Origin of the sequence: Mangrovibacter sp. MFB070 (assembly GCF_000705335.1) — a bacterium.
GTDB lineage: Bacteria > Pseudomonadota > Gammaproteobacteria > Enterobacterales > Enterobacteriaceae > Mangrovibacter > Mangrovibacter plantisponsor.
This window is the reverse complement of the sequence record NZ_JJMI01000051.1, coordinates 67,641-83,549: the sequence shown is the minus strand read 5'-3', so window position 1 is coordinate 83,549 and position 15,909 is coordinate 67,641. Positions and strand designations below refer to the sequence as shown.

General features: G+C 50.3%; 15 protein-coding genes. 3 read left to right on the top strand and 12 right to left on the bottom strand.

What is annotated here, in order from left to right:
* Nucleotides 1-409 precede the first annotated feature (409 nt).
* The 4 genes from hemG to pepQ are packed head-to-tail and all read right to left on the bottom strand — an operon-like array spanning nucleotide 410 to nucleotide 4,384.
* On the bottom strand, nucleotides 410-949 hold the full coding sequence (gene hemG / locus DT73_RS22530; RefSeq protein ID WP_036115560.1) for a menaquinone-dependent protoporphyrinogen IX dehydrogenase: 540 nt from the start codon (nucleotides 947-949) through the stop codon (nucleotides 410-412).
* Nucleotides 950-959: 10 nt separating this feature from the next.
* Nucleotides 960-2,411, bottom strand: a complete 1,452-nt coding sequence (gene trkH, locus DT73_RS22525) for a Trk system potassium transporter TrkH (RefSeq protein WP_036115557.1) — start codon at nucleotides 2,409-2,411, stop codon at nucleotides 960-962.
* 30 nt (nucleotides 2,412-2,441) lie between these two features.
* Entirely contained in the window at nucleotides 2,442-3,053 is a 612-nt protein-coding gene (locus tag DT73_RS22520) for an IMPACT family protein (RefSeq protein WP_036115554.1), read from the bottom strand.
* A complete protein-coding gene (gene pepQ, locus DT73_RS22515; protein ID WP_036115552.1) occupies nucleotides 3,053-4,384 on the bottom strand; it encodes a Xaa-Pro dipeptidase in 1,332 nt (443 codons plus the stop codon). Before pepQ ends, DT73_RS22520 begins: the two co-directional genes overlap by 1 nt.
* Nucleotides 4,385-4,571: 187 nt before the next feature.
* On the opposite strand from pepQ, the gene fadB reads away from it, so the two are divergent.
* The gene (gene fadB / locus DT73_RS22510; protein ID WP_036115549.1) at nucleotides 4,572-6,761 is read left to right on the top strand and encodes a fatty acid oxidation complex subunit alpha FadB; all 2,190 of its coding nucleotides are present in this window, start codon (nucleotides 4,572-4,574) and stop codon (nucleotides 6,759-6,761) included.
* A gap of 10 nt (nucleotides 6,762-6,771) precedes the next feature.
* Nucleotides 6,772-7,938, top strand: coding sequence for an acetyl-CoA C-acyltransferase FadA (gene fadA, locus DT73_RS22505; protein WP_036115547.1), 1,167 nt, complete (start codon nucleotides 6,772-6,774; stop codon nucleotides 7,936-7,938).
* A 105-nt stretch (nucleotides 7,939-8,043) separates the two neighbouring features.
* Here fadA and fre read toward each other — a convergent pair whose 3' ends face one another.
* Both fre and ubiD read right to left on the bottom strand, forming a co-directional pair.
* Entirely contained in the window at nucleotides 8,044-8,745 is a 702-nt protein-coding gene (gene fre / locus DT73_RS22500; RefSeq protein WP_036115543.1) for an NAD(P)H-flavin reductase, read from the bottom strand.
* 46 nt (nucleotides 8,746-8,791) lie between these two features.
* The gene (ubiD, locus tag DT73_RS22495) at nucleotides 8,792-10,276 is read right to left on the bottom strand and encodes a 4-hydroxy-3-polyprenylbenzoate decarboxylase (RefSeq protein ID WP_036115541.1); all 1,485 of its coding nucleotides are present in this window, start codon (nucleotides 10,274-10,276) and stop codon (nucleotides 8,792-8,794) included.
* A gap of 233 nt (nucleotides 10,277-10,509) precedes the next feature.
* Here ubiD and rfaH point away from each other — a divergent pair, with 233 nt between their 5' ends.
* Nucleotides 10,510-11,001, top strand: coding sequence for a transcription/translation regulatory transformer protein RfaH (rfaH, locus tag DT73_RS22490; RefSeq protein WP_036115537.1), 492 nt, complete (start codon nucleotides 10,510-10,512; stop codon nucleotides 10,999-11,001).
* Between the two features lie 19 nt (nucleotides 11,002-11,020).
* On the opposite strand, the gene tatD is transcribed toward rfaH, so the two are convergent.
* The 6 genes from tatD to DT73_RS22460 form a co-directional block, all read right to left on the bottom strand.
* Nucleotides 11,021-11,803 (bottom strand): 3'-5' ssDNA/RNA exonuclease TatD, encoded by a 783-nt coding sequence (gene tatD / locus DT73_RS22485; RefSeq protein ID WP_036115532.1) that lies wholly within the window; start codon nucleotides 11,801-11,803, stop codon nucleotides 11,021-11,023.
* Nucleotides 11,804-12,011: 208 nt separating this feature from the next.
* Nucleotides 12,012-12,788 (bottom strand): Sec-independent protein translocase subunit TatC, encoded by a 777-nt coding sequence (tatC, locus tag DT73_RS22480; RefSeq protein WP_036115528.1) that lies wholly within the window; start codon nucleotides 12,786-12,788, stop codon nucleotides 12,012-12,014.
* Nucleotides 12,789-12,790: 2 nt separating this feature from the next.
* Nucleotides 12,791-13,321, bottom strand: coding sequence for a Sec-independent protein translocase protein TatB (gene tatB, locus DT73_RS22475; RefSeq protein ID WP_036115526.1), 531 nt, complete (start codon nucleotides 13,319-13,321; stop codon nucleotides 12,791-12,793).
* Between the two features lie 3 nt (nucleotides 13,322-13,324).
* On the bottom strand, nucleotides 13,325-13,588 hold the full coding sequence (gene tatA / locus DT73_RS22470; protein WP_036115524.1) for a Sec-independent protein translocase subunit TatA: 264 nt from the start codon (nucleotides 13,586-13,588) through the stop codon (nucleotides 13,325-13,327).
* Between the two features lie 72 nt (nucleotides 13,589-13,660).
* Entirely contained in the window at nucleotides 13,661-15,301 is a 1,641-nt protein-coding gene (gene ubiB, locus DT73_RS22465; protein WP_036115521.1) for a ubiquinone biosynthesis regulatory protein kinase UbiB, read from the bottom strand.
* On the bottom strand, nucleotides 15,298-15,903 hold the full coding sequence (locus DT73_RS22460; RefSeq protein WP_036115520.1) for an SCP2 domain-containing protein: 606 nt from the start codon (nucleotides 15,901-15,903) through the stop codon (nucleotides 15,298-15,300). Before DT73_RS22460 ends, ubiB begins: the two co-directional genes overlap by 4 nt.
* Nucleotides 15,904-15,909: the final 6 nt, after the last annotated feature.

Sequence of the window (15,909 nt, the reverse complement as noted above, 5' to 3'; positions counted from 1 at the left end):
CGCCAGCGTTCAATCTGAGCCATGATCAAACTCTTCAATTTAAAGTTTGATGCTCAAAGAATTAAACTGTTTATTCGTAATGAATTAACTGTTAGTCACTCTTTAAGACTTGATAATTTTTAGCGTCTTTCGACGTTAAGATATCAGTGCTTATGAGTGCCCACACAGATTGTCTGATAAATTGTTAAAGAGCGTTGCCACCGTATTTCCGGGTGGCGCGGGCTGCGTATATTACGCTTTCCCGCTGCAGAGTCAAGCATTTATTTTCACTTAACTTTGCCTGACAGGCCGGTTTGTTTGCCGTTGTGCCGTGTCAGTGGAGGCGCATTATAGGGCCTAATCTGAAGCTGGCAAGTGTTTAATACAAAAAAATTATCGTTCGCCTGCTTTTCGAACAAAGCGCACATTTTTACAACTTTTTGCTGGGTAAGCGAGCAACTTCACGGGTAAAAGCATCAACCTGTGCCCAGTCTGTGTAGACCACTTCTTTCCTGGTATCAGTCTCTCCCCCTGTCATTTTCATGATCAGTAAAATCATTAACCGGTCATACCAACGGTATTTGGGGTAACGCAGCGCTCCGGCAAAAACGGCACTGAGCGAAGGAGCCCATGGCGAATCCGACAAAAACTTGCGTGCGTAGCTGTTAGTCTGTGGCGTTCTTTTCTCTGGCTTTCTGGCAACCAGGTTCACCGCAAAGAAAGCACTGGGGAGTTGGTTTAGTACCGAAGCATGGCGTTTTACAAAATTACCGAGTGAAGAATGGAAGTGCCCATAACGAATAGATGCGCCAATGATGACCTTGTCAAAGAGCGCCCATTCGATATCAGGTGTGCGGTGCAGGTTCATTACTTCGCACTCTTCTCCTTCAGTGCGTAGTTGTGTTGCAACATAGTGTGCAATTTCCCGTGTATGCCCATCCCGGCTGGAAAATAAAATCAGCGTTCTCATGTTGTCCTTCTTATTCTTTCCAGAAAGTCGGGGTAAACAAAACCAGTAGTGTAAAGACTTCAAGCCGTCCGAATAGCATATCGGCAATCAGAATCCATTTAGCAACTGGATTCATACTGGCAAAGTTATCTGCCACAACCCCAAGCCCTGGCCCCAGGTTATTAAGTGTGGCGACGACTGATGCGAACGCGGAAAAATCATCAACACCTGTCGCGATAATCGCCAGCATACTGATAATGAATACCAGTGCATAAGCAGAGAAAAACCCCCATACAGCTTCCAGAATGCGTTCTGGCAATGCCCGGTTCCCTAACTTGATGCTGTAAACCGCATTAGGGTGTACCAGGCGTTTAAGCTCACGGTTACCTTGTTTAAATAGCAGCAGAATACGGATAACTTTCAGGCCACCACCGGTAGAACCAGCACAACCACCAATAAATGCCGAACATAATAGTAATACCGGCAGGAAAAGGGGCCAGCGGGCAATACTGTCTGTAGTAAACCCTGCCGTTGTTGCCATGGAGACTACCTGAAAAAAAGACTGGTTCAGGGTTTGCCAGAAAGAGCCGTAGGTACGATGCAGAATTAGCACCAGAGTACAAATCAGTACCAGCGTGAATTGCACCCCAATAAACATACGAAATTCAGGGTCACGCCAGTACACCTTCAAACTTCTCCCGCTTAGCAAAGAAAAATGCAGACTGTAGTTACACCCTGAAATCAATAAAAACAGTGCGATAATCGAGTTAATAGCCGGGCTGTCGAAGTAACCAATACTGGCATCATGGGTAGAGAAACCACCTATGGCGATAGTGGCAAAACTGTGGCTGATGGCATCAAACACTGGCATCCCGGCAAACCACAATGCTACAGCGCAGGCAATTGTCAGTAATACGTAGATAAGCCACAGTGTTTTGGCCGTTTCTGCAATACGCGGGCGCATTTTGTTATCTTTCAGTGGCCCCGGCATTTCCGCCCGATAGAGCTGCAACCCCCCAACACCCAAAATTGGCAGAATTGCCACCGCCAGCACAATGATTCCCATACCGCCAAACCACTGCAGCATTTGGCGGTAAAACAAAATTGCGTGGGGAAGTGTATCCAGGCCAACCAGTGTTGTTGCGCCTGTCGTTGTTAGGCCGGAAAAAGATTCAAAAAAAGCATCGGTAACCGTCAGATTGGGGCGCTCAGCAAAAATAAAGGGCAGTGCCCCTACGCTCCCAAGGACAGTCCAGAACAGCACGACTATCAGAAAACCTTCCCGGGGCTTTAACTCGCGCTTTTGGCGACGGTTAGGCCACCACAGCAGCGCGCCTATCGCCAGCGCGACGAAAAAGGTTTGTGTAAAGGCTCTCCCCGCACCATCGCGATATATCAGGGCCACCAGCCCGGGAATAAACATCGTTCCCGAAAATAAAATAACCAGTAAGCCAACAATTCTGACTATAGGGCGAAAATGCATCACGCGCGGATCCTTCGAAAATAATAGAGACTACACAACAGGAAATAATTGCATCGAACCCCGGCTCATATCTGCCAGGCGCGAACGAAACACATCAACATGGCTCGGCGGCAACGCGATAGTTAACTGCACCACATCCTGGTAGTCGCTGGAAACAATGAGCCCTTGCGTTTGAACGACTAGCCCCTCAACAGCAGCCAGCAACCCATATTCACAACGCAAAGTATAGGTCTTAAGCGCCATTTTCCGCTGAGTCGTTAACTGGGCTAACGCATCGCCGACACCGCCACCATAGGCTTTTACTAACCCACCAGTACCCAGTAATACACCACCATAATAACGCACCACTACAGCGGTAATTTCGCCCACGCCACTTCCCTGTAACTGCGCCAGAATCGGTTTACCTGCGGTTCCGGCAGGCTCGCCGTCATCGGAGAAACCGAGTTGCTGTGAGTCGTCAGGAGCACCGGCCACCCAGGCCCAGCAATGATGCCGGGCACTGGGGTGCATTGAACGTACCTGCTCAACAAATGCTTTCGCCGCCGCCACGCCATCTGTGTGCGCCAGGAAAGTAATAAACCGGCTTTTTTTTATCTCGGCGCTCACTTCAACTGGCGCAGTGGGTATGAGCCAGCTCTCCATTAGCTGAGTTTCAGGTCTCGGGTCATGTTCTCAACGCTTTTCTCATGAATTACCACGTTATCTTCGATACGAATACCGCCAAACGGTTTCAGTGCTTCAATTTTCTGCCAGTCAAAGTGCTTGCTATAAGGCCCTTCTCGCCAGGCTGAAAGCAAAGACTCAATAAAATAGATGCCTGGCTCGATAGTCAGCACCATACCGGGTTCAAGCACCCGGGTACAACGCAGATACGGGTACTTCTCTGGTGCCGGTAAGTTTGTGCCGGAGTCATCCTGCATGAATCCGGCTACATCATGCACCTGCAGCCCCAGAGGATGCCCAATGCCATGAGGCATGAAAGGCCCGGTAATATCCGCATCTACCATTGCCTCTTCACTGATGCCAGTAATTATCTGGTGTTTACGTAGTATCTGCGCAATACGCTGATGGAACTGTAAATGATATTCGGTATAACGTGTGCCAGCCTGCATGGTGGCAATCAGCGCCTGCTGGTGTTCATTCACGTCTTTAATCAGCGCGGCGAAGTCATTGTCATTTTGCGCCGACCATGTGCGCGTCAGGTCTGCGGCATAACCGTTGTATTCAGCCCCTGCGTCCAGCAAGAAACTGAGGTTTTTAGCCGGGACCTGGTGATCCAGTTTTGTGTAGTGCAATACTGCCGCATGCTCATTCAGCGCCACGATATTGCCGTAAGGAACGTCAGTGTCCCGGTGACCCGTCGCGGTTAAATAAGCCTGATTGATATCAAACTCACTCATCCCGGATAAAAAGGCATCATGAGCGGCATGGTGGCCAACTACGGCCATTTTTTGCGCCTCGCGCATGCAGGCCAGTTCATACTCAGTTTTATAGGCCCGGTAGAAGTGCAGGTAATCAATCACTCCCTGAGGGTTAATATTGCTGGCTTCAATGTTGAGTTGCAGAGCGCGTTCCGGAACCGGTCCAATATAAGCAATATTTTTGCGCTGCGCGGGCAGCATGCTGCCAATCTCTTTGGCATTAGCCAAAGCGCTCAGATCAATTTCATCTGTCCAGAAAGATTGTGGTAACGGTTCAACGTTATGCCAGTAATCAACAGGCAACCAGAACCACAATTTGGGTTTATTTACGCCATCTACCAACAGCCAACAATTAGGTACCTGTGTAACAGGTACCCAGGCTTTAAACTGCGGGTTAACTTTAAATGGATAAGGGTGATCATCGAGAAAAACATTAAATAATTCACCGGAATGAATCAGTAGTGCATCCAGATTGAAACGCGCCAGAACATTGCGAGTACGTTCCTGCAATGCCTCAATATGTTCTTTATACAGTGTAACTAACGAGTCCATAACTTACCCTTTGTACGTTAACCCTGAAGTGGGCATTTTAACACACCCGCTTATCCAGAGCGTGTTTTCGCGTATCCGTGATCTTTCCAGCAAAAAATTAAAGATTAATTTGCATTTTTTTAACATAAATTCCACACTCCGCTCATCTGGTACGACCAGATCCCTTTGCTGGATTCAGGAGACTGACATGCTCTACCAAGGTGAAACCCTTTATCTCGACTGGCTGGAAAATGGCATTGCCGAACTGGTTTTTAGCGCGCCCGGTTCAGTCAATAAGCTGGACACCGCAACGGTTGCCAGCCTCGGAAATGCATTGGATATACTTGAAAAACAGAAAGATCTAAAAGGTCTGTTACTGCGTTCGGATAAAAATGCCTTTATTGTCGGCGCAGATATCATGGAGTTTCTTTCTCTGTTTTTGGTTCCGGCCGAGCAGCTCAGCCAATGGTTGCACTTCGCCAATAGCGTATTTAACCGCCTTGAAGATCTGCCTGTACCAACCCTATCTGCTGTTAATGGTTATGCACTGGGTGGTGGTTGCGAATGTGTGCTGGCAACTGATTTCCGCCTTGCCACACCGGAAGCACGTATTGGTTTACCGGAAACAAAACTGGGGATTATGCCTGGGTTTGGCGGTTCTGTTCGCTTGCCTCGCTTGCTTGGCGCAGACAGCGCGCTGGAAATCATTGCTGCGGGCAAAGATGTGGATGCACAACAGGCACTGAAAATTGGCCTGGTTGATGGTGTGGTAAACCAGGATAACCTGAAAACTGCGGCAGTGCAGGTATTGCAACAGGCGATAGCCGGGAGCATGGACTGGCGCAGTAAACGAGCTGTAAAACTGGCGCCGCTGAAACTCAGTAAAATTGAAGCCGCCATGAGTTTTACAATTGCGAAAGGTATGGTCGCTCAAACAGCAGGGAAACATTACCCGGCACCAATTACAGCCGTGAAAACGATAGAAGCCGCCGCTTCAATGGGCAGGGATGACGCCCTGAAACTGGAAAATCAAAGTTTTGTCCCCCTGGCTCACTCCCCTCAGGCCCGTGCTCTGGTTGGCATTTTCCTTAATGATCAGCATGTAAAAAGCCTGGCGAAAAAATACAGCCGCGACGTTGCATTACCACAGCAGGCAGCTGTGTTGGGTGCGGGAATTATGGGTGGCGGTATCGCCTGGCAGTCGGCCTGGAAAGGCGTACCGGTACTTATGAAAGATATCAATGAAAAGGCGCTGGCACTGGGCATCAGTGAAGCCAGTAAGTTGCTGAACAAACAACTTGAGCGCGGAAAAATTGATGGTATCAGGCTCGCCAGTGTGATGGCGACTATTCAGCCGACACTGCACTATGCAGGTTTTGAGAAAGCCGATGTGGTGGTTGAAGCGGTTGTTGAGAACCCGAAAATTAAAAAAGCTGTGCTGGCCGAAACCGAAAGTCACATTCGCCAGGACTGCGTACTGGCTTCTAATACATCGACAATTCCTATCAGCGAGCTGGCCGGTGCATTACAACGCCCGGAGAATTTCTGTGGCATGCACTTTTTTAACCCGGTGCACCGTATGCCGCTGGTCGAAGTGATTCGCGGTAAGCAAACCAGTGAAACCACACTTGCCAAAGTGGTTGCCTGGGCCAGCAAAATGGGGAAAACACCAATAGTGGTGAACGATTGCCCGGGGTTCTTCGTAAACCGGGTTCTGTTCCCGTACTTTGCCGGTTTCAGCCAACTACTCAAAGATGGTGCTGATTTCCGCCAGATTGACCGGGTGATGGAAAAACAGTTTGGCTGGCCGATGGGCCCGGCTTACCTGCTGGATGTGGTCGGAATCGATACCGCCCACCATGCCCAGGCCGTAATGGCAGCTGGCTACCCACAGCGCATGCAGAAAGACTACCGCGATGCCATTGATGTGCTGTTTGACGCCGGGCGTTATGGGCAAAAAAATGGCCAGGGCTTCTGGCGCTATGAAACCGACAGCAAGGGCAAACCGCGTAAAATCGCTGATGACAGTGTTACTGGCCTGCTCAGCGAGGTTTGCCAGCCCGCGGCTCAGTTCAGTGATGAAACGATTATTGCGCGCATGATGATCCCCATGGTTAACGAAGTTATTCGCTGCCTGGAAGAAAACATTATTGCTTCACCCGAAGAAGCAGACATTGCGCTGGTGTACGGCCTTGGCTTCCCTCCATTCCATGGTGGTGCACTGCGCTGGCTGGATACGCTGGGAAGTGCCAAATATCTCGATATGGCAGAACACTACCAGGAACTTGGGCCTCTGTATGCCGTCACCGATGGCTTACGCGAAAAAGCCCGCACCAACGCAAGCTATTATCCATCCGTGGAGCCTGCCCGCCCATCCAGTAACCTGAAATGCGCCTGAGGAGTGAGTTATGGAAAAAGTTGTCATCGTTGATGCCATCAGAACCCCAATGGGCCGTTCAAAAGGCGGAGCATTTCGCTTCACCCGTGCAGAAGATTTATCTGCTCACTTGATGCGCAGCCTGCTGGCACGCAACCCGGCGCTGGACGCAGCAGATATTGACGATATCTATTGGGGCTGTGTTCAACAAACTCTGGAGCAGGGTTTCAACGTTGCCCGCAATGCTGCCCTGCTTGCTGAGATCCCGCACAGTGTGCCAGCGGTGACCGTTAACCGACTGTGCGGCTCATCCATGCAGGCCCTCCACGACGCCGCTCGCATGATAATGACCGGAGATGCCCATGTTTGCCTGGTCGGCGGTGTGGAACATATGGGTCATGTTCCCATGAGCCACGGTGTGGATTTTCACCCGGGTTTGAGCCGCAATGTTGCCAAAGCGGCGGGGATGATGGGGCTTACAGCGGAAATGCTGGCCCGAATGCACGGTATTTCCCGTGAAATGCAGGATGCGTTTGCCGAACGGTCACACAAACGTGCTTTTGCCGCAACACAGTCTGGTGCGTTCAAAAGTGAAATTGTGCCAACCGGCGGTCATGATGCTCAAGGCGTTCCGGTCATGCTAAGCGCAGATGAAGTTATTCGCCCTGAGACCAGCCTGGAAAGTCTCGCGGCACTGAAACCGGCCTTTGATCCCGTCACCGGTACCGTTACCGCAGGCAGTTCATCCGCACTGTCCGATGGGGCCGCAGCTCTGCTGGTCATGAGTGAGAGCCGGGCGAAGTCCCTTGGGTTACCCATTCGGGCCCGAATTCGTTCTATGTCCGTAGTAGGTTGTGACCCTTCAATTATGGGCTATGGCCCGGTGCCCGCATCAAAACTGGCGCTCAAAAAAGCTGGCCTGACACCCGCAGACATCAATGTTTTTGAAATGAATGAAGCTTTCGCAGCTCAGGTACTGCCTTGTATTAAAGACCTGGGGCTTATGGATATGCTGGATGAGAAAATAAATCTTAACGGCGGAGCCATCGCGTTAGGTCACCCATTGGGGTGCTCCGGTGCGCGTATCAGCACAACCTTGTTGAATATTATGGCAAGGAAAGATGCGCAGTTTGGCCTGGCGACAATGTGTATTGGGCTGGGTCAGGGCATTGCGACCGTTTTTGAACGAACTGAATAACCGATTTAGTTGCCGTGTTCCCGCCTGTCAGGGGCGGGTTTTTTCATTCTTTTGGCGGAAAAACACCCTTTAGTTGCGTGGTGTTCTCCCGCTCTGTCGTTGCTGTCAGATGAATGAAAACGCGTCACCAAACATGCGGTCCTCACGCGCGCTACGCTCATTACAGAACAGCTCACGGGCAATTTTCGCCATTTCAAAACGGCCGGCAATGTAAATGTCATGCCCGGCAAGTGTACCGTAATCCTGCATTACTGCTGCCAGTACCGTCCCGGTGCGCCCCTGCCAACCTTCCTCAGGCTGTTCAACCACGGCCTCAACCCGCAAATTGGGGTGCTGAAGGGTGAGCGCTTCAAGTTCACTGAGGTCGTACAGGTGTTTTTCTTCACGCCCGCCCCAGTAAATTGCGATATCCCGCTGCGGGTTACGCTCCAGCGCAGTGAGCAGAATTGAACGGACATAAGAGAACCCCGTACCACCAGCAATCAGAACCAGCGGGCGGTCATCATCTTCGCGCAACCAGGCTTCACCATGGGGCAAATCGACAACAATCTCACGGTCTTTCAGGATCCTGTCCATTACTGCCATTGCGTACAGGTTCAGTTCAGACGCACCAATGTGCAGTTCAATATACCCTTGCTCAGACGGTGTGGAAGCCAGAGAAAACGGGCGTTTATCCCGCTCATCCATCACCACCATCAAATACTGCCCGGCACGAAAAGAAAAATCAGCTTCCGGTAGTAAACGTACGCGATACACCGTATCCGTAATGGCTTCTACCGAGGTCACTTTACAGCTTAAAATTGTCATGCGTTCCCTCTTCGGGTCATTAAAGCGATGTTGCAACGGCTGCGGCTCAGGCAGTTTTACCGTCATCCACTATACCAAGCTGCGACCAGATAGCATCAACACGAGCCACCACTTCAGGATCTTTGGTTATGGGATGCCCCCACTCACGCTGTGTCTCACCTGGCCATTTATTTGTGGCATCCAGCCCCATTTTCGAACCCAGCCCGGAAACAGGCGAGGCGAAATCCAGATAATCAATCGGTGTGTTTTCAATCATCACCGTATCCCGGGCGGGATCCATACGCGTGGTAATCGCCCAGATAACATCATTCCAGTCACGCGCATTGATATCGTCATCACATACAATAACAAACTTTGTATACATAAACTGACGCAGGAATGACCATACGCCCATCATTACGCGTTTGGCATGCCCCGGATACTGTTTTTTCATTGTGACTACTGCCATACGGTAAGAACACCCTTCTGGCGGCAAATAGAAATCGATAATTTCCGGGAATTGTTTTTGCAAAATAGGCACAAAAACTTCGTTCAGTGCCACACCCATCACCGCCGGTTCATCTGGCGGGCGGCCGGTATATGTGGAGTGGTAAATGGCATCTTCACGGCGGGTAATATGCGTGACAGTCATCACCGGGAAGCTATCTACTTCATTGTAGTACCCGGTATGGTCACCATAAGGCCCTTCGACTGCCATTTCGCCAGGTTCAATGTAACCTTCCAGTACAATCTCGGCACTGGCAGGCACTTCGAGGTCATTGGACAGGCATTTGACCACTTCCGTTTTGTTACCCCTCAGCAGCCCGGCGAACGCATACTCTGACAACGTATCTGGCACAGGGGTGACCGCGCCCAGTAACGTGGCCGGGTCTGCCCCCAGCGCAACCGCAACCGGGAAGCGCTCGCCTGGATTGGTTTGGCAAAACTCCTGAAAATCCAGCGCGCCACCACGGTGGGATAACCAACGCATAATGATTTTATTTTTACCCAACACCTGCTGGCGATAAATCCCCAGGTTTTGGCGCTCCTTATGCGGCCCCCGTGTAACCGTCAGCCCCCAGGTAATCAGTGGGGCGGCATCTTCGGGCCAGCAGTGCATCACCGGGATCTGCCCCAGGTCTACATCATCCCCTTGCTGAACAATCTCCTGGCAAGGCGCGGAACGTACCCGTTTTGCGGGCATATTCAGAACTTGTTTAAAGTGCGGAATTTTATCGAATAAATCACGAAAGCCCTTCGGAACCTCAGGTTCTTTAAGGAACGCCAGCAAAGTCCCCACTTCACGCAACGCTGATACATCGTCACGCCCCATACCCATGGCAACCCGTTTTGCCGTACCGAATAAATTACACAGTACGGGCATATTGTAACCTTTTGGATTTTCAAACAATAATGCGGGTCCGCCAGCACGCAGAGTGCGGTCAGCTATTTCTGTTATTTCCAGATGGGGATCAACAGGGAGTGTAATACGTTTTAGTTCACCCTGCGCTTCGAGCAGGGTAAGAAATTCGCGTAGGTCGTGATATTTCATGCTGTTCTTTTTCGCACCAAATTTAGCGCATCATTATACGGGCTTCAGCCCGCTGATGCTGTAACTTTGTTAAATTAGCGTGAATTTACCGCACAACCTGCACGCAGCTTTACAATTAAATCAGCAGTCGGCAGGAGAAAATATACTGGCAAATAGCCACGTTACGCGAGTGGCTATCCCTCTTAAGCACTATTTGCTATGCTTGCCAGTCGGGCGATAATATTAGAGACATTATGGAATCCTGGTATCTGCTTTATTGTAAACGTGGGCAAGTACAACGGGCGCAAGAGCATCTGGAGCGCCAGTCTGTCAATTGCGTCACGCCAATGATCACACTGGAAAAAATAGTGCGAGGCAAACGTACTGCCGTTCAGGAACCTTTATTTCCAAACTATTTATTTGTTGAATTCGACCCGGAAAGGATTCACACAACCACGGTCAATTCTACCCGGGGAGTCAGCCATTTTGTGCGTTTTGGCACGCAACCCGCCATTGTGCCCACCGATGTCATCAACCAATTATTGTGTTACCAGCCGGGCTCAGATATTACCGACCCGGAGACGCCATATCCTGGCGACCAGGTTGTAATTACGGATGGGACATTCGAAGGGCTGGATGCCATTTTCACCGAACCCGATGGCGAAACCCGCTCCATTCTTTTGCTTAACCTGCTGAACAAGCAAGTGTTGAGAAGCGTTAAAAATACCGAGTTTCGCAAAATCTGACACCTGGGTTCAGGGGCTATCAGAAACTAAGGTTAAAAACCCGGCGTACATTATTGTCTGTAGCGGCCTCAAGTTCATTTGGGTCTTCATTACGCCACCGGGCGACCTGTTGAAAAATATGCGGTAACAGGCAAGGCTCATTACGCCGGGAACGCGGTTTGGGCAACAGATCTCTGGGCAACAAATAAGGTGCGTCGGTTTCCAGAAATAGCTGGCTTGCCGGAATTACCGGTAATAATTCCCGTAGATCTAACCCCCTGCGCTCATCACACACCCACCCGGTCACCCCCAGATACATCCCATGCGCCAGGCACTCATCCGCCTCTTGCCGGGTTCCGGTGAAAGAATGTAATACGACCGCTGGCAGCTTACTCAGCCACGGTTTTAGCAACACCATAAAGCGGTCGTGCGCTTCACGGCAGTGAAGAAAAACGGGTAACTCACATTCAGCCGCGATAGCCAGTTGCGCAGAAAAAGCCCGCTCCTGATCAAGGGGGGAAGAAAAGTTACGGTTAAAGTCCAGCCCACATTCGCCAACTGCCACCACCTTATCTTGCCCGGCCAGGCGATAAATGCGCTCAGCCACCGTTTCACTCCAGGTGCTGGCATCATGGGGGTGTACACCGGCGGTTGCCCAACAATTCTTATACTCAGTAGCACACGCCAGTGCCTGTTCACTTTCCTGCACACTGGTTCCCGTCACTAACAAACCATGGACACCCGCGTTTTGCGCGCGAGAAACAACATCAGCACGGTCTTTATCAAACTGTGAGCTGGTTAAATTAACACCAATATCAAACATGGGAGTAACCTGAAAAAAACGCCCGGTAAGGGCGGTGAGTCTGATGACAAACCTAATGTACGCACAGGCGAGAGGATGTCACCCAACAAAAAAACAGGAAAATCAATTCATTGGTTTTCGGCTGCTAACTAAAAAGAAGGAAAAACCACGCTTTTTCCTTCTTTCTCATCAATCTGACCGCCCGGTAAGGGCGGCGGTTTAAATGAAATTAGCTGGCGCTGTCTGCGTTATCCGGATCTTCGTCATCGGACGTATCCCGTGGACGGCGTTTCCCTACATAAAACCGGGAACAGAAAACGCCTATCTCAAACAACAAATACATAGGCACAGCCAGCAATGTCTGTGAAAAGATATCGGGTGGTGTGAGCAGCATACCCACCACAAATGCCCCAACCAGTATATAAGGACGCTTTTTCTTCAGGTCCGCCGGGGTTGTCACACCCATCCAGCACAACAGGACAATCGCAACGGGGACTTCAAACGCCACACCAAACGCCATGAAGAGCGACATGACAAAATCGAGGTAATTAGTGATATCCGTCGATATCACAACCCCTGCGGGTGCGGTACGAGTAAGGAAGCCAAATGCGAGGGGAAAAACCACAAAATACGCAAAGGCCATGCCGATATAAAACAAAAACGTGCTGGAAACCAGCAATGGCACCACCAGGCGCCGCTCATGCCGGTAGAGCGCTGGGGCAATAAATGCCCACACCTGGTACAGGATAACGGGCGCCGACAAAATCACCGACACCATAATCGTCAGCTTGATGGGGGTGAAAAATGGCGATGCGACATCGGTTGCGATCATGCTCGCGCCATGGGGCATCTGTTTAATTAATGGCGCCGAAATCAGTTGATAGATGTCATTGGCAAAGTAGACCAGCGCAAGAAAGATGACCAGCACAGCAATCATACAATTCAGCAGGCGTTTGCGAAGCTCAATCAGATGACTAATCAGCGGTTGGGTATCATCGACTGCCATAGTTACCCTTTTTTAGTCGGTACGGAAGACACAGGAGTTTCATCGCTGGTTTCGCCTGCTATCGTTTCAGGCTCGTGTACATCAGACGAGTTGACGGGTGCTTCAGATGAGTGCGATGTTACCGTTTCTGAGGCTGTACCGGGTTCAGTTGACGAAGATACTATTTCATCCTGCTCTGCCTGTTGCTTCGCAGGGTTGCGAATAGTGTTTTCTTCATCGCTGAGTTTTTCTGGATCATGCTGGCTATAGGAGCGTTTCATTGACTCAGCAGCCTCACGCAGTTCATCCATAGAAGACTTCAGTTCAGGCGTCAGGTGGTCCATGCTCGCCTTTTCAACTTTTTTCAGGCTGTCCTGAAATTCCTGAAGCTTTAACTCCTGCGCCAACTCGTTTTGCACAGTTGAGGCGAGCGAACGCAACGCCCGAACCCAACCCGCCACTGTTTTCACAGCGACAGGCAGGCGTTCAGGCCCAAGCACAACCAGACCAATTATAAAAATCAGTAATAACTCGCCAAAACCAATATCGAACACTGTTTACACCTGCTCTTTATCGCTCTTTTTCTGTTCGTCTTTCGTGGTCTCGTCAGTTTTTTCTGACAAGTTCTTGGTGGTGAAATCGGCATCAGGTGCGGATTTCGTTTTGTCGCCTTTGTCGTCATCGTCATCATTCATTGCTTTTTTAAAGCCTTTGATGGATGCGCCAAGATCAGAACCCAGGGAACTGAGTTTCTTGGTGCCAAACAGCAACACAACAATGACAACGATTATCAATAATTGCCAGATACTAATACCACCCATAATGTTCCTCAGAGACGAAAAGTGAAGTCCGGCCTCGCGCATTGCGGGGCTTACGCTTTCATAATGAAAAAATCAGGTAGTACGCCACCAGCCCACAAGCCACGCAGCGATGCCACCTACCATTAGCCATGCGGGCATCATACCCCAGTCAGGCCGATTAATTAGCAACAGCGTACCACTGACAATCAGTGTTGCACCAATACCAAACAAATATCGCGACTGCCCCTGACGTACCCGATTATCGTGCAATTCACGGGAAATCTTATCCATGCTGTGCTGTAAATGCCGCCCCTGGCGCAAACTTTCATAAAAAAGCTCCGGGATTTCCGGCATTTTTTCTACCCAAAATGGCGCTTTCTCTTTGAATGCCCGAACCAGCGCGGGAATACCCACCTGGTCTTTTATCCAGGATTCAAGGAACGGTTTTGCCGTTTTCCATAAGTCGAGTTGTGGGTAAAGTTGCCGCCCGACACCTTCTACATATAACAGGGTTTTCTGTAACAGCACCAGTTGCGGTTGTACTTCCATATTGAACCGCCGGGCTGTATTAAACAGATTGAGTAATACATGGCCGAAGGAGATTTCCGCCAGCGGCTTTTCAAAAATCGGCTCACAAACGGTACGGATGGCAAACTCAAACTCTTCCACATTGGTATCTGGCGGAACCCATCCTGAATCCACATGCAGTTCAGCTACCTTGCGGTAATCACGGTTAAAAAATGCGATAAAGTTTTCAGCCAGATAGCGTTTGTCGTCTTTATTAAGCGACCCCACAATCCCACAATCGATACCGATGTACTGCGGGTTTTCCGGATGCTCGTAACTTACAAAAATATTGCCCGGATGCATATCAGCGTGAAAGAAACTGTCACGAAAAACCTGAGTAAAAAACACCTGAACCCCACGCTCAGCCAGGAGCTTCATGTTGGTGCCATTTTTTTCCAGGGCTGCAACATCTGAGACCGGTATCCCATAGATACGTTCCATGACCAGCATATTCTCGCTGCAGTAGTCAGAGTAAACTTCCGGGACGTACAGCATCGGGCTGTTTTCGAAATTGCGGCGCAACTGAATACCATTGGCGGCTTCCCGCAGTAAATTCAGTTCGTCCATTAAGGTTTTTTCGTATTCACGCACCACTTCCGTGGGGCGTAACCTGCGCCCATCCGGCATCAGGCGTGGCACCCAGCGCGCCAGGCGGTAAATAAGCCGAATATCGGCTTTAATAACAGGCTGGATATCCGGGCGGATAACCTTAATAACCACCTCTTTGCCGTTGTCTTTCAGACGTGCGGTATGTACCTGCGCAATAGATGCAGACGCAAGTGGTTCGACAGAAAAATCATCAAACCAGGTTTCCACAGGAATATCGCCCATCGCCTTTTCGATTTGTTGCTGTGCAAGGCGACCATCAAAGGGGGCAACACGGTCTTGTAACAAAGCCAGTTGATCCGCAATCGCCGGGGGAAACAGATCCCGGCGAGTGGATAACATCTGGCCAAACTTTATCCAGACCGGGCCCAGTTCCTGTAACGCCAACCGCAGACGCTCACCTAGCGGCAAATCTTTATGCCGGTTTGGCAACCAGAACAACAAACGCCGCCATAAACGCAGTGGCAGCGTAATGCGCATTTTGGGGATAAGTTCATCAAGGCCGTAAGTCAGAAAAGTACGAATGATGAAGTACAGGCGGCGAATCTCACCTGGCGTCATTTGGCCTCCAGTTTCTCAAGCCGCTGACTCAGGTTTTCAACAGCAGTATTTAGTGCTTGTGCTTCTTCAGTAAACCACGCAACTTCAAGCGAGCCAGGCGCCAGACGCCACTCCTCAGTTATTGCCTGAGATACATTCTGGCGCTGGCGTACCAGCCGTTGCTTCAAAAATTGGCCACCATTGCGCACAGCCCTGCTCAGGCCTTCTGCAACAACGTCTCCCGTCCAGGGAGCCAGCATTTCTGCCGGGTCAGTTTCAGCCAGGTCAAGTAGCGCCACCATGTTCTGTACAACCTGGATATCGCCCTGGACCTCAAGATCACCCTGACGAATCAGCTGAGTTAGCTGACTACGGTCTCGCAGAGAGGGCAAAACCGATAACCGTGTTACCACCGTGCAATCGACTTCACCATCCCACTGCGCCACGACATCCAGTTGTTGTTCACTGAAAACCATAACAAGAGGGGCATTCAGTTCCTGAAGGGTGATACGCAATACTTTCCCGTATAACCGCTGACGAGCTGCCCTGAGTGCTTTATCCTGCCAGAGCAGCTTATTCAGTGCGGTTTCAATCCCTGCTGTCATCAATGGCATAAATGGCATCCTGCG